This is a genomic window from Enterobacter sp. N5-15, from assembly GCF_057221635.1.
Map to the genome: position 1 here is coordinate 2851061 of NZ_CM170150.1, position 23993 is coordinate 2875053.

Below are 23993 nucleotides of genomic sequence, written 5' to 3' on the forward strand. Positions count from 1 at the left end.
TAATATGGCAAGCCATTTTTAAACATGTCTCGATCCGCCGCACAAATTCGAACAGTGCCTGTCAGGTTTTGCACAATTATGCGCATCACGTACAGACAGCTCTGCTGCGTAACAAAGACCCAGCATTGCTTTCACAACCGCTGTAATCTAAGACTTTTTTAACATAGCTCAATCATAACGAAGCGTCCAGCAACCGGGAAAAGAAATCTTACGTCTTGATTGAGTTAGAACAATTTGTGAAAACTTATGCTTAAATCATTGTAACGCGACCAAATTGTTTCAGAGAAAAAACACCGTTAATAACCCACGCCCAACTGTATTAAAATGCACCAGTTAATAAACAGCGTTATGCACCAAAATAATGAAATTTTTATGAACCTGCATCAAAAGAAGGCAAGCAAAACGTTTCGATATAAATAAAACATTTCTACGCGCGTTTACATACAGAATATATGCAACAATTAATCGCTTCGTTTATAAGGATAAATATTCGCCAATTTTCAGTATCCTGAAAGAATGATTAACTGGTGCTAAATTATCTAGCGCGTCAGTTAACTCCCGCACAGGTTCATCCAGGGCTTCATCTGCCAGTTCAAACACGCCCCAGTGAATGGGAAACGCCAGCGGACAACCCAACTGCTGCCACAATGCCACCGCGGATTGCGGATCCATATGATGGACAGCCATGAACCATCGTGGGGCATAGGCACCTATCGGTAACGCGGCAGCATCGATATGGCCCAGGCGTTCAGGTATCAACAGCAGCTCGGGCGAATACCCCGTATCGCCGCTGAACCAGAAACGATGATGTCGACCTTCCATAACCCAGCCGCACCATAATGAGCGATTGCGGTTCCATGGCGTGCGCATACTCCAGTGCTGTGCCGGTACGGCGGTCAGCGTCATCCCCTGCCAGGTGAAACTCTGCCACCAGTCGAGCTCAACCACGCGTTTTGCCCCCTGGCGGCGAAACCAGTCGGCAAGCCCCAGCGGAACAAAAAAACTGACGTCGGGGAAGCGTTTGAGGATACGGCGAATGGTCGCGTCATCAAGATGATCGTAATGATTATGGGAGATGACGACCGCATCAAGCTGATGAAGTTGCTCGACTGACAGCGCGGGAGGCGTTTTGCGCTGTGGTCCCAGGAAAGGGAGCGGAGAAGCGCGCCGTGAAAACACCGGATCGGTAAGGAGGATATTCCCGTCCAGCTGCAGCAACACGCTCGCGTGTCCGAGCCACCATACCCCATCTTCATGAGATTTCGTAAGCTCAACCGGTTGCCACCACTGGTGGATAAAGTCTTCATAACCCAGCGCGGGCGGCTTCGGTAAACCGGCCTCTTTACGCGCTTTACGCCAGCGGTCAAGATCGCCGGGCTGATGTCCGACAGGATCGGTATTACGAAAACCGTTCGGGGTGTGATGTTTCAGGGAGGGGTCATACCAGGGATTTTTCCAGACCACAGCCACCTCCCAGACAAAAGATTAACGCTCAGCCACCAGGCGGATAAAGTCGTCTTCGTCTTTGTTATCTTCAGCGACCACGTCTTTCGGCGCGTCTTTCTCTTCCGGCTCGTTAGCCTCACACAGACGGCGCAGCAGCGCATTCTGACGTTTTTGCTGATCGAGCAGCGCTTCCAGCAGTTCAATCTGCTCGTTAGTACGGGAACTGGCGCGGTTCACGAAAAACCAAATGACCAGCCCCACAAGCAGAACAACCAAAGAAATCATCAGGGATGCTATATTCAGCAGCCCTGAATTCAGTAACTCACCCATTTCACCACCTCAATAAAAACGTCTATTTTACCACTGGCGCGAAGGAAGGAAATCACCTTGAGAAAAAATGCGTGTTACCACGGAATAAATTTATTGATTGCGCAAACGCCGCTAAAAAACTGTACATCCTGATCGCACATCACATTGATCGTCTGCGTCCATAACACCACGCACGCTATCAGCACGATAATCAGAATTACCCAGCGTATTTTTTTCACTCCACACTCCGTCTAATGACCTGATGTAACGAGGTTATCACGCTTATCTTAAACAAGGACTAACTGTGCCTCCATCGCGCTTTTTTCAGATTCCTGCACTTGTTTCGCCGCGTAAACCGTTTACGCTAGCATTATGATAACAACGATAAAAGAGGAAATGATGCGGTTAATCATTCGAACAATTGTTGCACTGGCCATTGTCTGGATTGGCCTTCTGCTAACGGGTTATGGCGTGCTTGTGGGAAGCACCGAGAACGCAGCCGGGTTAGGAATTCAGTGTAAATATTTAACGGCACAGGGCGTGAGCACTGCGCAATATCTGCATACTGAAAGCGGGATCGTGGGCTTAACCCACTGTCCGGTCCTGCGTAAGACATCCGTCGTGATTGATAATGGCTAATCAGCCGGGTAAATGATCGACAAAAAACGCCGCATCTGTTGCGGCGTTTTTTTATGCAAACAGAGATTAGAACGGGTAGTCGTGATACCCCATCTGTTCAGAAATCTTACGTGCGGCAGTGTGCAAAATAGCCACATACTCATGCAGACGCTCTTCGGAGAAGCGTAAGGTTGGGAAGGAGATACTTAAGCCCGCGATCACCACGCCAAAACGGTCAAACACCGGAACGCCGATGCAGCGCAGCCCTTCTTCCTGCTCTTCGTTATCTTCGCCATACCCCTGCTCGCGTACGCGATCGAGCACCGTTAACAGCGCGTCCGTGCTGGTAATGGTTCGTGAGGTACTTTGCTTGTATTCTACGCCTTCGAGGATCTGCTTCACTTCCTCACGATCGCGCCACGCCAGCAGAACCTTACCAATGGCGGTACTGTAGAGCGGGTTGCGACGACCAATGCGCGAATACATGCGCAGATTGTACATGGAGTCGATTTTATGGATGTAAACAATGCTGTCTTCATCCAGCGCGCCGAGATGGATGGTCTCTTTGGTCAGGCGAGAGATTTCACGCATCTGAATATCGGCGCTGCGGATCAGGTCAACGTTTTGTAGCGCACGGGCACCCAGCTCAAACAGCTTCAGCGTCAGAGAGTATTTTTCAGATTCGCCTTCCTGGGCAACGTAGCCCAGCGACTTCATGGTTTGCAAAAAGCGATATACGGTGCTTTTTGACATCATCACGCGCTGCGACAACTCTGTAATACCTATTTCACGCTCTTCTCCCAGCGCCTGTAAGATGCCAAACACCTTCAGCACGGAAGAAACAGAATCTGGCTGTTTATCCAAATCCGCAATAGCCATTTACCACCTCATAGAGAGTGTTTTATAAAAATCAGAACCGGTTTTTATTATAAGTTCCCGTCATGTCACCTGCAATCAATCCGCGTTTACTTCGTTACAAATCTGCGACATATCGCGGCTGTAACAATGCTAAAATAGTTACCCTGAGAATAATTTCACGCTGAGCTTTTTTAATCCTAATGGAAAAGACCCTTTCCGATGGCCTGCCTTTACCCCAGCGGTATGGCGCTATAGCGACCATCATTATCGGTATCTCAATGGCCGTCCTTGACGGCGCAATCGCAAACGTCGCCCTGCCAACCATCGCCAGCGACCTGCACGCCTCTCCCGCCAGTTCGATATGGATTGTTAACGCCTATCAGATTGCGATTGTGGTTTCCCTGCTCTCGTTCTCTTTCCTGGGCGATATGTTCGGTTACCGTCGGGTGTATCAGTGCGGTCTGGTGGTTTTCACCTTCACGTCCTTGCTATGCGCCCTTTCAGATTCACTGCATACCCTGACGCTTGCCCGCATTGCGCAGGGGTTTGGCGGCGCGGCGCTCATGAGCGTAAACACGGCGTTGATCCGCTTAATTTATCCGCAGCGTCATCTGGGGCGCGGCATGGGGATAAACTCGTTTATTGTCGCCGTCTCTTCCGCCGCCGGGCCTACCATTGCGGCGGCGATCCTTTCCGTTGCGTCATGGCAATGGCTGTTCGCCATTAACGTGCCGCTGGGTATCATCGCCATCTTCTTTGCCCTGCGCTTTCTTCCCGCTAACGGGCCTAAAAGCACCATGCCGCGCTTCGACGTGGCGAGTGCGGTGATGAATGCCCTGACCTTTGGCCTGCTGATTACGGCGCTGAGCGGCTTTGCGCAGGGACAGTCTCTGATGCTTACCGGCGCGGAGCTCATCGCCCTGCTGGCGATCGGTTTCTTCTTTGTTCGCCGCCAGCTCACACTCCCTGTGCCCTTACTGCCGGTCGATCTGCTGCGTATTCCCCTCTTTTCCCTCTCCATTTGCACGTCAGTCTGCTCGTTCTGCGCCCAGATGCTGGCTCTGGTTTCTCTGCCCTTCTTTCTGCAGAGCGTGCTAGGACGTTCAGAAGTGGAGACCGGCCTGCTGTTAACTCCCTGGCCGCTGGCGACAATGGTGATGGCGCCGCTGGCAGGTTACCTGATTGAACGCGTCCATGCCGGTTTATTGGGAGCGTTGGGGCTGGCGGTGATGGCGACAGGCCTTTTCGCGCTGGCTCTGCTACCGTCATCGCCAACCGATCTGGACATCATCTGGCGTATGATCCTGTGCGGCGCAGGGTTTGGCCTGTTCCAGTCCCCCAACAATCACACCATTATCACCTCTGCGCCGCGTCATCGCAGCGGAGGTGCCAGCGGCATGCTGGGTACCGCGCGCCTTCTGGGGCAAAGCAGCGGTGCGGCGCTGGTCGCCCTGATGTTTAACCTCGCTGGACAAAACGGCAACCATGTTGCGCTTCTCACCGCGGGTGCCCTTGCCTCTCTCGCGGCGGTTGTCAGCGGCCTGCGCGTGACCCAACCCAGGGTTCAGGCATAAAAAAAGCCGGGCGGAGTGTTCTCCTGCCCGGCTTATTAAGGTTCTTTGCGTTACTTCAGGTATTCCCCACTGCGCAGCGCTTCGATACGTTTATCCAGCGGCGGGTGAGACATAAACAGCTCGCTCAGCGATTTGGACTTACCGTTAATGCAGAAGGCCATCATGCTGTTCGCTTCCTGCGGCTCGTAGCTGGTTTTCAGACGCTGCAGCGCGGCAATCATCTTCTCACGACCAACCAGTTTCGCCGAGCCGGCATCCGCGTGGAATTCACGGTGGCGGGAGAACCACATGGTGATGATGCTGGCCAGAATACCGAATACCAGTTCCAGAACCATCGAAACGGCGAAGTAGATCAGCGGATTGCCGTTGCTCTCTTCACCTTCGTCGCGGTTGCCACCCATAAAGCCTGCCGCAATCTGAGCCAGAATACGGGAGATGAAGATCACGAAGGTGTTCACCACGCCCTGAATCAGGGTCATGGTCACCATATCACCGTTGGCGATATGGCTGATTTCGTGGGCAATAACCGCTTCGGCTTCGTCACGGCTCATGTTCTGCAGCAATCCGGTGCTGACGGCAACCAGTGACGCATCGCGACGGGCGCCCGTGGCGAAAGCGTTGATGTCCGGGGCATGATAAATCGCCACCTGCGGCATGGCGATCCCGGCCTGACGGGATTGCTGAGCCACCGTATTCATCAGCCACTGTTCCATATCGTTACGCGGCTGTTCAATAACCTCACCACCCACCGACTTCAGTGCCATCCACTTCGACATCATCAGGGAGATGAACGAGCCACCAAAACCAAACAGCAGCGCCATAATCAACAGACCCTGAACGCTGCTCGACTGAATTCCTGTCAGGCTTAGCACGAGCCCGAAAACCACCATGACCGCCAGGTTGGTGAGCAGGAAGAGCGCGATTCGCATCATAATTTTCTTTTTACCTCAGTTTAACAAAACGCACTATGCGATTACCCACATCGTATGGGTATTGCGGCTATTTTCAAGCATCCGGCGGGCGTAAGTCACCAGAAAGACACAACTTTACACAATTGGAAATCTGGCTGACGGAAGGATGAAGAACAAAAAGAAACAGGCACAATTTCTTGTGCCTGTTGGGTGATTATTTTGCCGGAGCGGGCTGTACGGCAGGTTTCTCTTTTTCCTGATTCGCCAGGTCGAGAGCGATATGCACCGTCTCGTCCAGATACGGATCCGGCTCATGGTAATCTTTTGGCAGATCGTCCAGTTTCTTGAGCAGAGGCTTACCTTCACGCTTGAAGCGATCGTTGATACGCGCCAGGCGGGTTGCATCGTCTTCGTTGTTCTCTTTCTCACGCTGTGCGTAGTTCAGAGAAACGATATTCCGCTTATCTTTCAGGGCATTGAACCGTGCAATGTCCTTCATGATGTACTGGAACTCCGGATCTTTCGCGATGCGGTCGTTATGCGCTTTCAGCAGTTCAGGGCCAAATTGCGTCATATCACCCGCTTTCACGTAGGTCGCGGCATTGATGCTGTCCCACGGCAACGCATTATCTTCAAACTTCTCGCCGGTTTCCGTCTCTTCCGTGCCTGTCGGCATCATGATGTCCGGCGTTACGCCCTTACGCTGCGTACTGCCGCCGTTCACGCGGTAGAATTTCTGAATGGTGTACTGAACCGAGCCCAGTGCAGGCCATTCCGGACGCAGCATTTGATCGTAAATACGATTCAGAGAGCGATACTGCTGAACGGTGCCTTTCCCGAAGGTTGGCTCACCGACGATCAGCGCGCGGCCATAGTCCTGCATTGCAGCGGCAAAGATCTCAGACGCGGAAGCACTGAAGCGGTCAACGAGGACCACCAGCGGGCCTTTATAGTAGACCACACCGTCGTTGTCGGCATCTTCACGCACTTTACCGTTGTTATCGCGCACCTGAACCACAGGACCCGATGGAATGAACAGACCAGAGAGTGAAACCGCTTCCGTCAGCGCACCGCCGCCGTTACTGCGCAGGTCGATGATAATGCTGCTGACGTTCTGCTTTTCAAGCTTCTGCAGCTGAACTTTCACATCGTCAGTCAGCCCAACGTAGAAGCCAGGAATATCCAGAACACCTACCTTCTCTTTACCCACGGTTTTCACCGACATTTTCACCGCGCGGTCTTCAAGACGGATACGCTCGCGGGTCAGGGTAACGATACGGGTTTTGGTGCCTTTTCCAGCCGGAAGAACTTCCAGACGAACCTTGCTGCCTTTCGGACCTTTGATCAGCGCAACCACGTCATCAAGACGCCAGCCGATCACGTCGACCATGTTCTGGCCGGTTTGTCCTACACCCACAATACGATCGCCTACGCTAATCGCTTTGCTTTTGGATGCCGGGCCACCCGCGACCATCGAATTGATCACCGTGTAATCATCGTCCATCTGCAGCACCGCGCCGATACCTTCCAGAGACAGGCTCATCTCGGTATTGAACTGTTCGGTGTTGCGCGGAGAGAGATAGTTGGTGTGCGGATCGATTTCGTGAGCAAAGGCGGTCATGGCCAGCGAGAAGACATCCTCACTGTTGGTCTGGGCCAGACGACGAATGGCGAATTTGTAACGACGCGTCAGCGTGTCACGGATCTCTTTTTCGTCTTTGCCGGTCAGCTTAAGACTCAGTTCGTCGTATTTAACTTTACCGTCCCACAGCGCATTCAACTCGGCTTCATCTTTCGGCCAGGGTGCTTTACTGCGATCCAGATTAAAGGTGTCAGTGCCGGTGAAGTCCATCGGACGTTCCAGCACTTTCAGCGCGTACTGATAGCGTTCGAAACGGCGCTTTTGCGACAGGTTGTAGAGATCGTAGAACAGATCCAGCTTGCCTGAACGCAACTCGTCACCCACCTCGGATTTGCGCTTAGCGAACTGCTCGACATCGCTGGCGAGCAAAACGTTATGGCTGTAATCCAGCAAGTTCAGATAGCGGTCAAAGATTTTGGCCGAAAAGGCCTGATCGAGATCGAACTGACGATAGTGCGAGCGGGTAAAACGTGAGGTCACGCGCTCGCTCACCGTCGCGTGCTGCGTCTCTTCCTTGAGTACCGGAATTTGATCAACACGCGTGATATCGTCCACTGCAAAAGCGTGACCTGTTATAGCAAACAGGCCCGCCAGCGCGGTGAGCTTAAAAAAAGTGTTCATGCCAGGCTTGGCCTCCGTTTCAGAACAACAAGTGTTCTGCGCGTACAATCATTGACATACCAGAAGTCAGCTGTACACGAACGCCATCTTTGGTGATTTCCAGTACGGTGGCGTCCATAGCATTGTTACCCGCTTTTACCTTCAGCGCCTGACCTACGCTCAGAGCGTTAATGTCAGAAACCGGCGTATGGCGCGGCTCTTCACGAGGGGCACGCGGGGCTTTTGCTGCTGGTTTGTCTGCACGCGGTTTGCGATCGTTATTATCGTGACGGCGCGGCGCAGGGCGTGGTTTACGCTCACGACGAGGCGCTTCTTCCTGGCCGTTTGCCGCTGCGGCTTCGCGTTTTTTCGCCTGCTGTTCTGCACGTTGTGCCTGAACGCGTGCTTTGGCTTCTTCAAGCTGCTTGCGCGCGTGCTCAACGTGCTGCTCGTCCAGCTCACCACAAGGGTTACCGTCGAGATCCACGCGGGTCGCGCCAGCTTTGATACCGTACAGGTAACGCCAGCTCGAAGTATAAAGACGTAAGGCGGAACGCAGCTGAGTTTTGCTGAGGTTCATTTCCCCTTCAACACGCGCCACCAGATCCTGAAAAATACCGACTTTCAGGGGACGAGCTTCACCTTCCGCGCTGAAGCACTGCGGGAAACGCTCGGCCAGAAATGCGATAACTTCTTTACTGCTATTCAACTTAGGTTGATTTTCCATGAAATTTCCTGATTACAACGGACGTTGCCAACAAGCGCAGGCATGAACAGGCGTCATTATAATGACGCTATCAGTAAATGCTACGTTATCCGTTGATTATCCTGCGACGCTCGCAAAGAATTTTTGATAATCGGTTGCAGCGAGTACGTTTTCCAGATTCGCCACCAGCTCGCGCAGCCCCTGTTCGTCCTCGGTTGTAAAGCGACTGAAGACCGTGCTGTCGATATCCAGAACGCCAATAATCTGATTTTTGACCACCAGCGGCAGAACGATTTCAGAGTTACTGGCGGCATCACAGGCAATGTGCCCGTCAAACGCATGAACGTCTTCCACACGCTGGACCTCATTCTCGGCCACCGCCGTGCCGCATACGCCGCGCCCTACCGGAATACGTACGCAGGCCAGTTTGCCCTGGAACGGGCCAAGCACCAGCGTTTCACCTTCCAGGAGGTAAAAGCCGGCCCAGTTCACGTCAGAGAGACGTTCAAACAGCAATGCGCTAGTATTTGCCAGAGTGGCTAAGAAGCTGGTCTCACCCGCCATCAATGCCTTAAAATCGCGGTTCAGATCCGCGTAGAATTCTGTTTTGTTCATTATTCAATCACTTAGTTGTCTTACAAATTTACCGCATAGCCTATTAAAATAAGCATTAAATGCGCTCATGCTCAAGATGAATCCATTCATGAGTTATTATAACTTTCAACAATACTTATTTGTGCGCAGCTGATGGCCTTAAAAACAACCAAAATTACGCCGACAAGAAAGATAACTGTCCATACGGTAAGCGAAGCTTTGCCACGTGCACATTATCAGCGTTGCCCCCAGTGCGATACGCTTTTTATGTTGCCGAAGATGAAATCGCACCAAAGTGCCTTTTGTCCCCGCTGCGACGCCAAAATTCGTGATGGTCGCGACTGGTCGTTAACCCGCCTCGCCGCCATGGCCGTCACCATGCTGCTGCTGATGCCCTTCGCCTGGAGCGAACCGCTGCTGAAACTCTACCTGCTTGGGGTACGTATTGACGCCAACGTGCTGCAGGGTATCTGGCAGATGACCCGTCAGGGCGATCCCATCACCGCTGCCATGGTGCTGTTCTGCACCGTTGGCGCGCCGCTGGTGCTGGTCGCCGCCATTGCCTATCTTTGGTTTGGCAATATTCTCGGCATGAACCTTCGCCCGGTGCTGCTGATGCTGGATAAGCTCAAAGAGTGGGTGATGCTGGATATTTATCTGGTGGGCGTGGGCGTTGCGTCAATAAAGGTACAGGACTATGCCTTTTTGCAGCCCGGCATCGGGCTCTTTGCTTTCATCTGCCTGGTATTGCTGAGCATCCTGACGCTGATCCACCTTAACGTTGAGCAGCTGTGGGAACGGTTTTACCCTCAGCGCCCCGCCACGCGTCCCGACGACAATCTGCGCGTCTGTCTGGGATGCCACTATACCGGCTTGCCCGACACGCGAGGACGCTGCCCGCGGTGCCACATTCCGTTGAGACTGCGGCGCAACAACAGCCTGCAAAAATGCTGGGCCGCGCTGATCGCCTCCCTGGTGTTTCTGATCCCAGCCAATATGCTGCCGATTTCCATCATTTACGTGAATGGCGGGCGTCAGGAGGATACTATCCTCTCCGGGATTATCTCCCTTGCGCACAGCAACGTCGGGGTGGCAGCGATCGTCTTTATTGCCAGTATCCTGGTTCCCTTTACCAAAGTGGTGGTGATGTTTACCCTGCTCATCAGCATTCACTTTAAATGTGAACAAGGCTTACGGACCCGCATTCTGCTTCTGCGGTTCGTCACCTGGATTGGCCGATGGTCAATGTTAGATCTGTTCGTGATTTCGCTGATGATGTCGCTCATCAATCGCGACCAGCTACTTGCTTTTACAATGGGACCCGCGGCTTTTTATTTCGGCTCTGCGGTGATATTGACTATTCTTGCTGTGGAATGGCTGGATAGCCGCTTACTTTGGGATGCACATGAGTCAGGAAACCCCCGCTTCGCCGACTGAAGCGAGAATTAAAACAAAACGCCGCATTTCGCCATTCTGGTTGCTGCCCGTCATCGCCCTGATGATTGCAGGCTGGCTGATCTGGACGAGCTATGAAGATCGCGGGAGTACAGTCACCATTGATTTCCAGACCGCCGACGGCATCGTTGCCGGGCGAACGCCCGTTCGCTTCCAGGGGGTTGAAGTGGGTACGGTTCAGGACATCTCCCTTGGAAAAGGGCTGAACAAGATTCAGGTGCGGGTCAGTATTAAATCTGACATGCAGGATGCCCTGCGCAGCGAAACGCAGTTCTGGCTGGTGACGCCTAAAGCCTCTCTGGCCGGCGTGTCCGGGCTGGATGCGCTCGTGGGCGGTAACTATATCGGCATGATGCCAGGCAAAGGCGAGCCGCAGGATCACTTTGTTGCCCTGGATACACAGCCAAAGTACCGCCTCAATAACGGCGATTTGATGATCCATCTCCAGGCGCCGGACCTCGGTTCTCTGAACAGCGGTTCGCTGGTCTATTTCCGCAAAATCCCGGTTGGCCGCGTGTACGATTACGCGATCAACCCGAATAAACAGGGCGTCACCATCGACGTGCTGATCGAGCGCCGCTTCACCAACCTGGTGAAAAAAGGCAGCCGCTTCTGGAACGTCTCCGGCGTGGATGCGGACCTCAGCCTGAGCGGTGCGAAAGTGAAGCTGGAGAGTCTGGCCGCGCTGGTGAATGGCGCCATTGCCTTTGACTCCCCGGAAAACTCAAGCCCTGCCACCGCTGATGATTCATTTGGATTGTACGCTGACCTGGCGCACAGCCAGCGCGGCGTAATCGTCAAACTCGCCCTGCCCGATGCTAAAGGGCTAAAAGCGGGTTCAACGCCGCTGATGTATCAGGGACTGCAGGTTGGTCAGCTCACCAAAATGACGCTCAACCCGGGCGGTTCGGTCACCGGCGAAATGACGGTCGACCCGAGCGTGGTCGATCTCCTGCGCGAGAAAACGCGTATCGAAATGCGCAGTCCGAAGCTCTCTCTGAACGATGCCAGCCTCAGCACGCTGTTGACCGGAAATACGTTTGAGCTCATCCCCGGCGAAGGTGAGCCCAGCAATAGCTTCGTGATTGCCCCGGCGGATAAAGCCCTGCTGCAAAAGCCGGGCGTGGTGACGGTCACGCTGAATGCGCCAGAAAGTTACGGTATCGAAGCCGGACAGCCGTTAATTTTACACGGCGTGCAGGTCGGTCAGGTGCTGGAGCGTAAGCTCTCCGCGGATGGCGTGACGTTCTCGGTCGCCATCGATCCGCAGTACAGCGATCTGGTGCACGGTGACAGCAAATTCGTGGTGAACAGTCGCGTCGACGTGAAGGTAGGTCTGGACGGCGTGGAGTTCCTCGGCGCCAGCGCCAGCGAATGGGTTAACGGCGGTATCCGCATTCTGCCCGGCGATAAAGGCCCCGTGCGCGACAGCTATCCGCTGTATGCCAACCTGGAGAAAGCGATTGAAAACAGCCTGAGCGATCTTCCTACCACCACGCTGACGCTGAGCGCCGAGACGCTGCCGGACGTACAGGCGGGATCCGTGGTGCTGTATCGCAAGTTTGAAGTCGGGGAAGTGATCACCGTTCGCCCGCGTGCGGACGCGTTCGATATCGAACTGCATATCAAGCCGGAGTACCGCAAGCTGCTGACGCCAAACAGCGTCTTCTGGGCCGAAGGCGGCGCGAAAGTTCAGCTTAACGGTAACGGGCTGACCGTGCAGGCCTCCCCGCTCTCACGCGCGCTGCGCGGGGCGATTAGCTTCGATAACCTCAGCGGCGCGGGCGCGAATCTGCGTAAAGGTGATAAGCGTATTCTCTTCCCGTCCGAAACCGCCGCACGTGCCGTGGGTGGACAGATTAATCTGCACGCGTTTGATGCCGGTAAGCTGGCGGAAGGCATGCCAATCCGCTATCTGGGCATTGATATCGGCCAGATCCAAAAGCTGACGCTGATTACCTCGCGTAACGAGGTGCAGGCTACCGCCGTGCTTTACCCGGAATATGTGCAGACCTTTGCCCGGACGGGTTCGCGCTTCTCGGTGGTGACGCCGCAGATCTCGGCCGCGGGCGTTGAGCATCTCGACACCATCCTGCAGCCGTACATCAACGTGGAGCCAGGCCAGGGCAATGCCCGTCGTGATTTCGAGCTGCAGGAAGCCACGATCACCGACTCGCGCTACCTTGGCGGCCTGAGCATCGTGGTGGAAGTGCCGGAAGCGGGCTCGCTGAGCATCGGCACCCCGGTGCTGTTCCGCGGTATTGAAGTGGGTACGGTCACGGGCCTGACGCTCGGTACGCTCTCCGACCGCGTGATGGTGGCGTTGCGCATCAGCGAACGCTATCAGCACCTGGTACGTAATAACTCGGTATTCTGGCTGGCATCCGGCTATTCTCTGGACTTTGGCCTGACGGGAGGCGTGGTGAAAACCGGCACCTTCAACCAGTTCATTCGCGGCGGTATCGCGTTTGCCACGCCGCCGGGAACGCCGCTGGCGCCAAAAGCGCAGCCGGGTAAACACTTCCTGCTGCTCGAAAGCGAACCGAAAGAGTGGCGCGAGTGGGGAACCGCCCTGCCGCGTTAATCCGACAGGCTCCGGTGTCAACGCACCGGAGCCTTTATGTTACACTGCGCGCCTGAACTTTTCCCTGTGGTGTGCCCGTGGCTCAAAACTCCGTATTTCTTCCTGAACAATTCCTGGCGCAGATGCGCGAGGCGCTTCCTTCTCACCTGTCGTTTGACGATTTTATCGCCGCCTGCCAGCGTCCGTTACGCCGAAGCATTCGCGTCAACACGCTGAAAGTCAGCGTTGATGATTTTCTGGCGCTGGTCTCGCCGTACGGCTGGCAGCTTACGCCGGTACCGTGGTGCGCCGAGGGGTTCTGGATAGAACGCGATGACGAAGCCTCACTGCCGCTGGGCAGTACCGCTGAACATCTGAGCGGTCTGTTCTATATTCAGGAAGCCAGCTCAATGCTGCCGGTTGCCGCCCTGTTTGCCGATGGCAATGCGCCTGAGCGCGTGATGGATGTTGCCGCGGCGCCCGGCTCAAAAACCACGCAAATTGCCGCGCGGATGGGCAATCACGGGGCGATCCTCGCCAACGAGTTTTCCGCCAGCCGCGTGAAGGTGCTGCATGCCAACATCAGCCGCTGCGGTATTCATAATGTTGCCCTGACGCACTTCGACGGACGCGTGTTTGGCGCCGCCCTGCCGGAAGCTTTTGATGCCATTCTGCTGGACGCCCCCTGCTCCGGCGAAGGCGTGGTGCGTAAAGATCCCGATGCGTTAAAGAACTGGTCCGTGGAAAGCAATCTGGAGATCGCCGCCACGCAGCGAGAGCTGATCGAGAGCGCATTTCACGCTTTGCGGCCTGGCGGCACGCTGGTCTATTCAACGTGCACCCTTAACCGCGATGAAAACGAAGACGTCTGTCTGTGGTTGAAAGCGAACTATCCGGATGCAGTCGAGTTTCTGCCGCTTAACGATCTGTTTGCCTCGGCACAAGAGGCGGTAACCCCCGAGGGTTTCCTTCACGTGTTCCCGCAGATTTACGACTGCGAAGGGTTCTTTGTGGCGCGTCTGCGTAAAACGCAGGCGGTTGCTCCCCTGCCCGCACCTAAATTCAAGGTCGGCAACTTCCCGTTTGCCCCCCTTAAAGGTCGCGATGCGGCACAGCTTGAAGCCGCAGCCAAAAAGGTTGGGCTGGTCTGGGATGAGAGCCTGCATCTCTGGATGCGTGATAAAGAGATATGGCTGTTCCCGGCTGAGATCGAGCCACTCATCGGAAAGGTCCGTTTTTCGCGAATCGGGATCCGCCTGGCGGAAGTGCATAACAAAGGGTATCGCTGGCAGCATGAGGCCGTTATCGCCCTTGCCGGACGCGAGAATACCTTTGCCCTGACGCATCAGGAAGCCGAAGAGTGGTACCGTGGTCGCGATGTCTATCCGGACAGCGCGCCATCAGGCGATGAAGTGATAGTGACGTATCAGGGATACCCGCTGGGACTGGCAAAAAAGGTCGGCTCAAGGCTGAAAAACAGCTATCCGCGCGAGCTGGTTAGGGACGGCCGTTTGTTTACCGGTAACGATCGCACGGGCTGAAAAAAAGCGCATTTTTTTACTGGCGATTTTGCTCTCCTTGTCTACGATCAAAAATGGATGATCGCACTGGTCATACCAGATTTTGACAACCGACCCGGAGAGCACTATGACGAAAACCAGCGTGCGTATTGGCGCTTTTGAGATCGACGACGCAGAGCTGCGCGGCGAAGCACAGGGCGATCGAACGTTAAGTATTCCCTGCAAATCCGACCCGGATTTGTGCATGCAGCTCGATGCATGGGATGCAGACACCAGCGTCCCGGCAATACTTGATGGCGAACATTCTGTCCTTTACCGTGAGCATTACGATAGCAAAACCGATGCCTGGGTCATGCGTCTTGCCTGACCTAAAGAGAACCCGCCCGAAGGCGGGTTATTTATTACTGCAACTGAGCCAGCGTAAAGTAACCGTCAAAAACAGCCCCCGTATCAATGTAGTGAAGATTGTTAAAATCATACCTTCTGTCGAGGGGTGTATGCCCAAACCAGAAATGATCCGCGCCGCTGATGCCCTGCCCTTTGCCCACCATAAATCCCATCAACCTGTCGCGGTTCCATAAAACGCGCTGGGCGCTAACCGGTTTTTGCCATCGGTATTCTGCAGCCGGGTAATCAGCATGGGCAATCACATTCAGACCGTTCGCACAGGTTATCTCGATGATATGCGGTAATTCCCGACAGGCCTCGAGTAACGACAGCGCAAGCTGTTGCTGGTCGCGTTCAAGCTGCGCAAACCACATTCCGCCATTTATCGTCCAGAGAGAAAAATCGTTATTATCCAGACTGTCGAGAGCCATTTGCTCATGGTTACCCCGCACGGCGCGAAACCATTTTTCATGAATTAACTGCAGGCATTTCACGCTATCAGGGCCACGATCGATCATATCCCCGACAGAAATAAGCAAATCCTCATACGGGTTAAAGTGACGACGTTTAAGCTCATCCATAAGCCACTGATAACAACCGTGTATATCGCTGACAACCCAGACGTGACGCCACATTCCACCTTCAATTCGCTGATACATAGGACCTCCTTTTAACAGTATAGCCACCGCAGAAAAGGCAACAGACAGGCGCGGTCCTCACGAAGTGAAACAAACGGTAAACCAAACAGAAATAAAGATCCTCGCGCTATTAATCCCTTTTTATTGGCTCTTTAGAATAAGGGTAGAAAAAAAAGAGGGGTCTTCACGTGTCTAATACGCACCTGCATAACGATGTTTTTTATCCGCATCGCACAAATATTATTTCCGAGCTGGTGAACGGCAAACGCGTGCCGGGGCCAATCTGGCGGAAACGCGAATATCGCCTGAAGTTCCTTTTACGCTCGCTTCTGTTCTGGTCTTCTACCCATCGCATGCTGGAGGCCCTTTCCGGGCGCGACGATTTCGACAAACTGCTTGCCTCACAGATTACGTTACCCAGCAAGACCCACCGGCAGTATCTGATGCGCGGCCTGACGGCTAACGATCGCGCCGACGCTATCGTCAACCATTACTACTGGATTGATAGCCTGAAAGAGAGCGGTCTCGCTCAGGCCCTGACCAGCCCGCAGGAGCAAACCGTCGTACAGTTCCACGCTAAAGACGGTGTAACCTATACGGTCAATGCTTCCTCTGCGGGGAAAGCCGAGCGCGAGGGCGAAAGCACCTTGTGGCTACGCGACAACGAGGATACGCTGCTGGCCAGCCTGACCTTCAGCGTCGCGCGCAGCAATGGTCAGCAAGTGATGGTCATCGGCGGCCTTCAGGGGCCCCGCCGCAGCGTATCGCGAGACGTCATTAAACAGGCCACCCGCGCATGCCACGGCCTGTTCCCCAAACGAGTGTTGATGGAAGTCCTCTTCCAGCTGGCTGCGCAGTCCTCTGTCCGGGCGATTTTTGCCGTCAGCGACGAGGGACACGTTTTCCGCGCGTTGCGATATCGCCTGAGCAAAGGCCGCCATTTCCATGCCAGCTACGATGAGTTTTGGGGATCGCTGGACGGTAAAAAGCTTTCGGCCTTCTGCTGGCAGCTGCCGCTGCACATGGAGCGTAAATCCCTGGAAGAGATTGCCAGTAAAAAACGTGCCGAATACCGCCGTCGCTTTGAGCTGCTCGATGAAATAGAGGCATCCGTTAAGTCCCACTTTTAAGCCCGGCTGGCGTTTTCGCTCACTGCGTAGTGGATGCATTCTGTTTAAAAGAGGAATGATAAAGCAGCCCACTATTGCACAGGGCGAGGGCGCTCAGTTAGCATTGCGCGAAATGAAACTGACGAATGCGTTGGGAAAAGCGCAATGCGGCGCAAGAATGAGGGACTTCGGTAATGATCTATGACTGCTTCTTATATTACGATGAAGATATGCTTCTCGAAATCAGGCTAAACACGCTAGCGGACGTTGTCGATCGCTTCGTTATCGTTGAGTCAACGCATACCTTTACCGGTAAAAAGAGGCAGCTGCATTTTGACGTAAATAAATACAGTCAATTTAAAGATAAAATTATTTACGTTGTTCATGATAAAGAACCGATTACGAAAGCCGCTGAAGAATCACATCCGGCTCGGGAGGTCATTCCGGGGCTGCCAGACGGCATGGTAGTGGATGCGTGGGCAAATGAAGCCGCGCAGAGGAATGCTATCATGCAGGGTTTGACGCAGGCCAGCGATGATGATTTGATTTTAGTTTCCGATGTGGATGAGATATTTTCCCCTCGGGTGGTCGCATCGATAAATCCCAAAAAACTGTGCACTACTATTTATCAGAATTTCTATAATTATCAGTTTAACCTGCAGGTTTTTAATACTGACAACACGCCAAGAAAATGTAAATTACCGAGAGCCACCCAATATAAAAATCTCGTTAATTTCTTTGGCGGTGAACCTGAATCATTCAGGAATCTTAAACGCACCCGAAGCGTCAAAAGCTGGTCCTGGCTAAAATGGAACTGGTTCAAGGTTAACAACAGCATCATTGAAAATGGTGGCTGGCATTTCTCATGGGTGATGACCCCGGAGCGCATCTCAGAAAAAATGTCTACCATTTCCCATACTGAATACGATCTTCCTGAGTTTAACAACCCGGAACACATCATGAAGGTCATTAAAAATGCGGAAGATATCTGGGGACGCGACAGAACGTTAATCAGGCAAGCGCTGACGGTTGAAAACTTCCCGGAGTACATTGTCCGCAACAAAGACAAATTCAGCGCATTCATTATTTAACTTACGGGCTGCCCTTTTGCTCTTAGAGGACGTTTGCTCAGCGAACCCTCGGCCACAAAATTTTAACAAAGATCCCAAAAAACCCTGGACGCACGCGGTCCTGAGTATGTTATGGTTTAGACAGGATATGGAAAGTTCGAGAAAGTTTCGGGTGATTTCGAGTCAACGCCGAACAATGCTTTGAAAAACATACAGATAAAAAGAGACCGAATACGATTCCTGTATTCGGTCCAGGGAAATGGCTCTTGGGAGAGAGCCGTGCGCTAAAAGTTGGCATTAATGCAGGCTAAGTCGCCTTGCCTTTTAAGAATAGATGACGACGCCAGGTTTTCCAGTCCACAGCTAAAGCGGTCGGAAAAAAAGCGCCAGAGCATCATAAAATGTGAAAAACCGCAGTGCTTTCGCCAGCATCTGCGGTTTTTTATTGGAAACCTGAGCGTTAGCAGAGCTTGTCGGCGCGCTCGATAAACGGTGCCAGGCTCATTTTTTGTCCCGGATGCGCCGGGTCATCGATCTGAATAACGCTAATCGGCTGGCCGCTGCTCTTACCGCTGGCTACCTGCTGCTCTGCGGTATCATTTAACGGGTATTGCACCAGCGTGCTCGGGTTGATCGCATACAGCGCGTGGCCCGGACGGCAGGTCAGCATCACCTCTTCGCGATTGAAAGCCCATTTGTCCTTACCCACTTCAAAACGGCTAACGGTGATAACCTGCGGGGCGGCAAGCGCGCTCCCCGTGCAGGCCAGCAATATGAGAGAAAGTACTGTCTTTTTCATATGATATTTAACCTTGTCAGAAGGGTTCCCAGGTGGCGAACAGACTGACCGTTGCCAGTACCAGCGCTCCCAGCACCACTTCTGCCTGTGTCATCCTGATAAAAATCTGTTGTGCTCGCCCGGTTTCCGGACGAAACCGTGGCACCAGAAAATACCGATTTGCCAGCGCAATTACCACCATCAACGCCACCAGCGCACATTTGAACAACAAAAACCGCACGTAGCCAGCCTGCCAGGGAATATGGACACCCAGTATCATGAGCGTATTTATCACGCCTGTGAGCAGCACGCCCGCGACGGCGTAATGCCCCACGCGCGAGAAGCGCATCATGGTAAAGATGGCGGCATTCTGCCACCGTCCTTTCGCCAGGCGCATGCAGAACAGCAGAGGCAGTAATCCGCCAACCCAGGTTGCGGCGCAGATTAGGTGAAAAGCATAATTTAGACGCTGCAACGCCCCCATCGGACCCTCGTTCATCGCCGCGTGCCCTACCCCAGCCAGCAGGATAAGCTGGCCCAATGCGAGCAGCAGCAGCCGCGACCCTTTCAGCGGCGCAAGCCATGCCGCACCGACCATCATCGCCGCGAGGATCATTTGCCACAGCCAGACGCCACCAAACCGGGTCCCCATCACGCTGAACCAGACCTGCGGGGCAAACACATCTCCCCAGCCGTTACCCATCAATCCGCCCTGCAGCATAAACATCAGGAATGCTGCCGCGAGGCCCACTAAGGCCGCCACTTTCTGCTGCGACTGGAATCGCCGGGACATCAGACGGTGGAGAGAGGAAGGCGCAAACCAGACGCTGTAAAGCGCATTGCCAAAAACCAGCATCAGCGCCCCAAAATGGATAAAGCGTACCCCGATATAACACAGCGCCAGCATGCTATTTCACGCTAAAGTGATAGCTGCCTTTGGTTTTATGGCCGTCTACGGAGACCACGTGCCAGTCTACCTGGTAAGTCCCTGACGCCAGCGTTTGTTCCAGCGGAACGGTGAGCTGAGCCTTGTTCTTTTCGTCTCGCGCGGCGGTTCCGGTTTTGATGACCTGCTTTTGCGCATCCGTTACCACCACACCGCTAAACCCAGGTTCGATACCTTCCGAAAAATTCAGCGTAAGTGCCTGCGGTGCGGTCACTACGCTGTCTGCTGCCGGGAGCTGCTGTTTAAGATGTGCATGTGCCAGCACGGAGGGCGTCATCATCGTCGAGGCCACAAAAACCAGTGCGCATACCGCGCGGGAGGCGGAGAAACCCATCGCAATCATTCCTTTTTGTTATGTCTGTAAGCTAAAGAATAACGCTGTATAATAAACGAGTCGAGGATCATCCTGCCTCCGCTTGTCATCTTCGTGCAATCGCGGTAACGTTGCCGCCGCATAAAAAGGAGAAGGTAATGAAGATCAATCTGGCCGCCCTTCCGCAGGACGAGATGGATAAAGTGAATGTCGATCTCGCTGCCGCTGGCGTCGCGTTTAAAGAGCGTTACAACATGCCCATCGTGGCTGAAGTCGTGGAACGGGAACAACCCGCCCATCTGCGCGACTGGTTTCGCGAAAGATTAATCGCCCACCGTCTCGCCTCGGTTAACCTCTCCCGTTTACCGTACGAGCCAAAAGTTAAATAAGCTTAACGAGTCGTTACACTTCCTTACGCGGAATCTGGCAGGATAAGAAAACCCTGATAAATTTAGGTGTATTCTTAAATCTCTGCGACTCAGTGTATAAGGAAGTCACGATGTCACATTGGAATATAGCGGCAGCCCAGTATAGCGGTCAGCACCAGAGCGTGGATGACCATGTTACGCACCACCTGCGCTTCATCGCCGAAGCAGCACGGCAGCGGTGTGATTTGCTGGTCTTCCCTGAACTCTCATTAACGGGCTCAGGCGCGCCGACGCTACCTCCCCCGCCCGATGACGCGCAGCTGGAACCGCTGCTTAATGCGGCACATTTTTACCGGATTACCGTTATTGCCGGAATTCCCCTGGAGCGGAATGGTCAGCGCCAGAAAGGCCTCGCGCTGTTTACGCCCGCTCGCCACCGAATCCTTTTCTACCCGCAAGGTCACGGTGCCAGCCTGGTGCCGGGGGATAAACACCTTACCATCATTGATGCGCATGGCGATTCCCCCAATCTCGATCCCAGGGCCACGCTTGTCACCAGCTGCCAGTCAGTAAGGGATAACCGCTGGCGGCAGTCCATCGGTACCCTGCAGCGCTTCGCGCATAAATATGCCATTGCGGTACTGATGGCAAACGCCTGCGGCGGCAGCGCGCTGTGGGATGAAAAAGGCCAGCTGATCGTGCGCGCGGATAAAGGCGAGCTTCTGGTGACCGGTACGCTCAGCAGACGGGGTTGGCAAGGCGATATCATTCCTTTAGGCTAGGCGTTTTAAGCTCAGGAGTTTTCAATGCTGCGCGTCATCGATACCGAAACTTGCGATCTTCAGGGCGGAATTGTGGAAGTGGCCTCTGTCGACGTGGTTGACGGTAAAATCGTCAACCCAATGAGCCATCTGGTGCGTCCCGATCGCCCCATCAGCCCTCAGGCGATGGCTATACATCGCATTACCGAATCGATGGTGGCGGATAAGCCGTGGATTGAAGAGATTATTCCGCACTACTACGGTAGCCCATGGTACGTCGCGCATAACGCCAGCTTTGACCGCCGGGTGTTACCTGAGATGCCGGGCGAATGGATTTGTACCATGAAGCTGGCGCGTCGCCTCTGGCCGGGGATTAAATACAGCAACATGGCGCTGTACAAGTCCCGTAAGCTCAGCGTCCGTACCCCTGAGGGGCTTCACCATCACCGCGCCCTGTATGACTGCTATATCACCGCCGCGCTGCTGATTGATATTATGAATATCTCTGGCTGGACGCCGGATGATATGGCAACCATCACCGGACGCCCCGCGCTACTGACCACGTTTACCTTTGGGAAATATCGAGGGAAGCCGGTGTCCGAGGTGGCGGATAAAGACCCGGGCTATCTGCGCTGGCTGTATAACAACCTCGACAGAATGAGCCCGGAGCTGCGCTTAACGCTGAAACATTATCTGGGCGACGCCTAACGCTCCGCACGGCCTGGCAGCGTCTCCTGCGCCAGGCCTATCAAGAAGGCATATTCCAGGGCAACCCCTTCGTACGATTTAAACCGTCCCGATTTCCCCCCGTGTCCGGAATCCATATCGGTACACAGCAGCAGTAGATTGTCATCGGTTTTCAGCTCCCGCAGCTTTGCCACCCATTTTGCTGGCTCCCAGTATTGCACCTGAGAATCATGCAAGCCGGTGGTGACCAGCATATGCGGGTAGGCTTTTGCCTCCACGTTATCGTACGGGCTGTACGCTTTCATATAGCGGTAGTACATCTCATCCTGCGGATTCCCCCACTCCTCAAATTCCCCGGTGGTAAGAGGAATGGATTCATCGAGCATGGTCGTGACCACATCGACAAACGGAACCTGCGCGACAATCCCCTTAAAGCGATCGGGCCGCTGGTTGATCGCCGCCCCCATCAGCATTCCGCCCGCGCTGCCGCCCATTCCAAAGCAAAGCTGCGGATCCCCGTAGCCCTGCTCAATCAGCGCATCGCAGACGTCGAGGTAGTCATTGAAGGTGTTTTTCTTTTTCAGGAATTTCCCGTCTTCATACCAGTGCTGCCCCAGCTCACCGCCGCCGCGAATATGGGCGATGGCGAAAACAAAACCGCGATCGAGCAGGCTTAACCGGCTGCTGCTGAAATCGGCGTCCATGCTTGAGCCATACGAGCCGTAGCCGTACACCAGGATCGGATTTTTGCCTTTCAGGAAATGTGCCCGATGGTAAACGAGAGAGACCGGCACCTCCACGCCATCACGGGCGGTGACCCACAGGTGCTCACTCCGGTAGTTTTCGGACTCAAACCCTTTTACCTCGGTCTGTTTAATCACCTGGCGCTGCCCGGTATCCATATCCAGCTCAAACAGGGTGTCCGGCGTGGTCATGGATGAGTAGCCGTAGCGCAACCGCGATGATTCGGGTTCAGGGTTGAAACCAATCCACGTCACATAGGCCGGGTCGTCGAACGCAATCCCCACCACCTCCCGGGTCTTACGGTTGATTTGACGGATGCTGGTCAGCCCGCGCTGACGCTCTTCCACCACCAGCCAGTCGGTAAACAGGGTAAACCCTTCGAGCATCACCTGATCCCGCGCGGGGATAAGCACCTCCCACTTGCGCTCATCGCGCACTTTGGTTTTATAGAGACCAAAGTTTTTGCCCTCGCGATTGGAGCGCAAATAAAAGCTGTGCTGGAAGTGATCCAGGCTGTATTCGTGATCCTTGCGGCGCGGCAGGAAACAGAGCGGCTGGGCATCGGGCAGTTCGGCATCCAGCAGCAGAACTTCCGAGGTCGTCGCGCTGGAAAGGAAGATAATCACATAGTGGCGTGAGGAAGTTTTATGCAGGCTGACATAAAACGTTTCGTCTTTCTCTTCATAAACCAGCTCGTCGTCAGCGGAGTCCGTTCCCACGGTATGTCGCCACACCTGATAAGGCAGCAGCGTCGACGCGTGCTTTTTGACGTAGTAAACCGTCTCGGAATCATTCGCCCAGACAAAATCCGGGGAGACGTTTTCCAGCATTTCCGGATACCAGTTGCCGGTGTCCAGATTGCGAAACCGCAGGCCGTACTGGCGACGGGAGAGATAATCCTCCGCCAGCGCCATTACCGCGTTGTCAGGCGAAATGGACATGCCGCCCAGGGTATAAAACTCGCTGTGGGCGGCGCGCTGGTTGGCATCCAGCAGAATATCCCACTCATCCCATTCGGCGCTTAACACCGACTGACGCTGGTAGATGGGATACTCATTGCCGGGCTCGTAAATATGGCGATAGCGATAGCCGTTTTTGGTCCAGGGCGCGGAGATGTCGTGCTGAGGAATACGCTGCACCATTTCATTCAGCAGTTGGTCCTGAAGCGTCTGCTGGCTGGACATGACCTTGCGGCCATAGTCGTTTTCCTCGTGCAGGTAGTCGAGTACCTCTGGCCGGGAGCGCGAATCGTCCCGCAGCCAGTAATAGTTGTCTATACGCGTATCGCCATGCCTGGTGATCGCATAAGGAGTACGTCGGGCTTTCGGTGGCATGTCATCATTCTTTTAAGTTTTACACCCTATAAGGTTGGCAAAACCCACGCATGATGCAAGCG

24 protein-coding genes are annotated in these 23993 nt (G+C 54.1%); 11 read left to right on the forward strand and 13 right to left on the reverse strand.

The genetic code is table 11. The features are described 5' to 3' along the window. Positions 1–474: 474 nt before the first annotated feature. From AC2TE5_RS13555 to mgrB, 3 genes are all read right to left on the reverse strand, one after another. Positions 475–1464 (reverse strand): MBL fold metallo-hydrolase, encoded by a 990-nt coding sequence (locus AC2TE5_RS13555; RefSeq protein ID WP_484611813.1) that lies wholly within the window; start codon positions 1462–1464, stop codon positions 475–477. Positions 1465–1485: 21 nt separating this feature from the next. After that, the gene (locus AC2TE5_RS13560; RefSeq protein ID WP_096150307.1) at positions 1486–1776 is read right to left on the reverse strand and encodes a YebO family protein; all 291 of its coding nucleotides are present in this window, start codon (positions 1774–1776) and stop codon (positions 1486–1488) included. A 74-nt stretch (positions 1777–1850) separates the two neighbouring features. Further along, positions 1851–1994, reverse strand: coding sequence for a PhoP/PhoQ regulatory lipoprotein MgrB (gene mgrB, locus AC2TE5_RS13565; protein WP_006175995.1), 144 nt, complete (start codon positions 1992–1994; stop codon positions 1851–1853). Between the two features lie 160 nt (positions 1995–2154). On the opposite strand from mgrB, the gene AC2TE5_RS13570 reads away from it, so the two are divergent. Continuing rightward, on the forward strand, positions 2155–2394 hold the full coding sequence (locus AC2TE5_RS13570; protein ID WP_121424153.1) for a YobH family protein: 240 nt from the start codon (positions 2155–2157) through the stop codon (positions 2392–2394). Between the two features lie 66 nt (positions 2395–2460). On the opposite strand, the gene kdgR is transcribed toward AC2TE5_RS13570, so the two are convergent. Further along, positions 2461–3252: a DNA-binding transcriptional regulator KdgR gene (gene kdgR, locus AC2TE5_RS13575; RefSeq protein WP_023312208.1), complete on the reverse strand. Its 792-nt coding sequence runs from the start codon at positions 3250–3252 to the stop codon at positions 2461–2463. 179 nt (positions 3253–3431) lie between these two features. On the opposite strand from kdgR, the gene AC2TE5_RS13580 reads away from it, so the two are divergent. After that, positions 3432–4805, forward strand: a complete 1374-nt coding sequence (locus tag AC2TE5_RS13580) for an MFS transporter (protein ID WP_213822416.1) — start codon at positions 3432–3434, stop codon at positions 4803–4805. A 50-nt stretch (positions 4806–4855) separates the two neighbouring features. Here the strand turns inward: AC2TE5_RS13580 and htpX are convergent, their stop codons facing one another. From htpX to AC2TE5_RS13600, 4 genes are all read right to left on the reverse strand, one after another. Then, on the reverse strand, positions 4856–5737 hold the full coding sequence (gene htpX / locus AC2TE5_RS13585) for a protease HtpX (protein ID WP_063433478.1): 882 nt from the start codon (positions 5735–5737) through the stop codon (positions 4856–4858). 193 nt (positions 5738–5930) lie between these two features. Beyond that, positions 5931–7979 carry a carboxy terminal-processing peptidase gene (gene prc / locus AC2TE5_RS13590; protein ID WP_213327848.1) on the reverse strand — a complete coding sequence of 683 codons (2049 nt, stop codon included), beginning with the start codon at positions 7977–7979 and terminating at the stop codon, positions 5931–5933. Between the two features lie 19 nt (positions 7980–7998). Then, the gene (gene proQ, locus AC2TE5_RS13595; RefSeq protein WP_023336085.1) at positions 7999–8685 is read right to left on the reverse strand and encodes an RNA chaperone ProQ; all 687 of its coding nucleotides are present in this window, start codon (positions 8683–8685) and stop codon (positions 7999–8001) included. A 96-nt stretch (positions 8686–8781) separates the two neighbouring features. Beyond that, positions 8782–9279: a GAF domain-containing protein gene (locus tag AC2TE5_RS13600; protein ID WP_213327849.1), complete on the reverse strand. Its 498-nt coding sequence runs from the start codon at positions 9277–9279 to the stop codon at positions 8782–8784. A 132-nt stretch (positions 9280–9411) separates the two neighbouring features. Here AC2TE5_RS13600 and yebS point away from each other — a divergent pair, with 132 nt between their 5' ends. The 4 genes from yebS to AC2TE5_RS13620 all read left to right on the forward strand — a co-directional run bounded on the left by yebS (position 9412) and on the right by AC2TE5_RS13620 (position 15163). Beyond that, on the forward strand, positions 9412–10695 hold the full coding sequence (yebS, locus tag AC2TE5_RS13605) for a membrane integrity lipid transport subunit YebS (protein ID WP_213327850.1): 1284 nt from the start codon (positions 9412–9414) through the stop codon (positions 10693–10695). Continuing rightward, entirely contained in the window at positions 10664–13297 is a 2634-nt protein-coding gene (locus AC2TE5_RS13610) for a PqiB family protein (protein ID WP_484611814.1), read from the forward strand. The genes yebS and AC2TE5_RS13610 overlap by 32 nt, the downstream gene beginning before the upstream one ends. A 77-nt stretch (positions 13298–13374) precedes the next feature. After that, entirely contained in the window at positions 13375–14817 is a 1443-nt protein-coding gene (gene rsmF, locus AC2TE5_RS13615; RefSeq protein WP_484611815.1) for a 16S rRNA (cytosine(1407)-C(5))-methyltransferase RsmF, read from the forward strand. A gap of 106 nt (positions 14818–14923) precedes the next feature. Then, positions 14924–15163, forward strand: a complete 240-nt coding sequence (locus tag AC2TE5_RS13620) for a YebV family protein (RefSeq protein WP_008500472.1) — start codon at positions 14924–14926, stop codon at positions 15161–15163. A gap of 34 nt (positions 15164–15197) precedes the next feature. On the opposite strand, the gene pphA is transcribed toward AC2TE5_RS13620, so the two are convergent. Next, positions 15198–15842 carry a protein-serine/threonine phosphatase gene (pphA, locus tag AC2TE5_RS13625; protein WP_213327853.1) on the reverse strand — a complete coding sequence of 215 codons (645 nt, stop codon included), beginning with the start codon at positions 15840–15842 and terminating at the stop codon, positions 15198–15200. 167 nt (positions 15843–16009) lie between these two features. On the opposite strand from pphA, the gene AC2TE5_RS13630 reads away from it, so the two are divergent. Further along, positions 16010–16951: a VirK/YbjX family protein gene (locus AC2TE5_RS13630; RefSeq protein ID WP_213327854.1), complete on the forward strand. Its 942-nt coding sequence runs from the start codon at positions 16010–16012 to the stop codon at positions 16949–16951. Positions 16952–17124: 173 nt separating this feature from the next. Next, positions 17125–18021: a glycosyltransferase family 17 protein gene (locus AC2TE5_RS13635; protein ID WP_484611816.1), complete on the forward strand. Its 897-nt coding sequence runs from the start codon at positions 17125–17127 to the stop codon at positions 18019–18021. A gap of 439 nt (positions 18022–18460) precedes the next feature. Here AC2TE5_RS13635 and AC2TE5_RS13640 read toward each other — a convergent pair whose 3' ends face one another. From AC2TE5_RS13640 to yobA, 3 genes are read right to left on the reverse strand one after another with little or no spacing between them, the layout of a single operon-like run. Then, a complete protein-coding gene (locus AC2TE5_RS13640) occupies positions 18461–18799 on the reverse strand; it encodes a YebY family protein (protein WP_213327856.1) in 339 nt (112 codons plus the stop codon). A 16-nt stretch (positions 18800–18815) separates the two neighbouring features. Continuing rightward, positions 18816–19685: a copper homeostasis membrane protein CopD gene (gene copD, locus AC2TE5_RS13645; RefSeq protein ID WP_484611817.1), complete on the reverse strand. Its 870-nt coding sequence runs from the start codon at positions 19683–19685 to the stop codon at positions 18816–18818. A 1-nt stretch (position 19686) separates the two neighbouring features. Further along, a complete protein-coding gene (yobA, locus tag AC2TE5_RS13650; protein ID WP_213327858.1) occupies positions 19687–20058 on the reverse strand; it encodes a CopC domain-containing protein YobA in 372 nt (123 codons plus the stop codon). Positions 20059–20195: 137 nt separating this feature from the next. On the opposite strand from yobA, the gene AC2TE5_RS13655 reads away from it, so the two are divergent. From AC2TE5_RS13655 to exoX, 3 genes are all read left to right on the forward strand, one after another. Further along, positions 20196–20426, forward strand: a complete 231-nt coding sequence (locus AC2TE5_RS13655; RefSeq protein ID WP_013096102.1) for a DNA polymerase III subunit theta — start codon at positions 20196–20198, stop codon at positions 20424–20426. Between the two features lie 110 nt (positions 20427–20536). Next, positions 20537–21187 (forward strand): nitrilase-related carbon-nitrogen hydrolase, encoded by a 651-nt coding sequence (locus AC2TE5_RS13660; RefSeq protein ID WP_484611818.1) that lies wholly within the window; start codon positions 20537–20539, stop codon positions 21185–21187. Positions 21188–21211: 24 nt separating this feature from the next. After that, the gene (exoX, locus tag AC2TE5_RS13665) at positions 21212–21874 is read left to right on the forward strand and encodes an exodeoxyribonuclease X (RefSeq protein ID WP_010432611.1); all 663 of its coding nucleotides are present in this window, start codon (positions 21212–21214) and stop codon (positions 21872–21874) included. Here the strand turns inward: exoX and ptrB are convergent. Then, positions 21871–23931 carry an oligopeptidase B gene (gene ptrB / locus AC2TE5_RS13670; protein ID WP_484611819.1) on the reverse strand — a complete coding sequence of 687 codons (2061 nt, stop codon included), beginning with the start codon at positions 23929–23931 and terminating at the stop codon, positions 21871–21873. The genes exoX and ptrB overlap by 4 nt on opposite strands. Positions 23932–23993 lie beyond the last annotated feature (62 nt).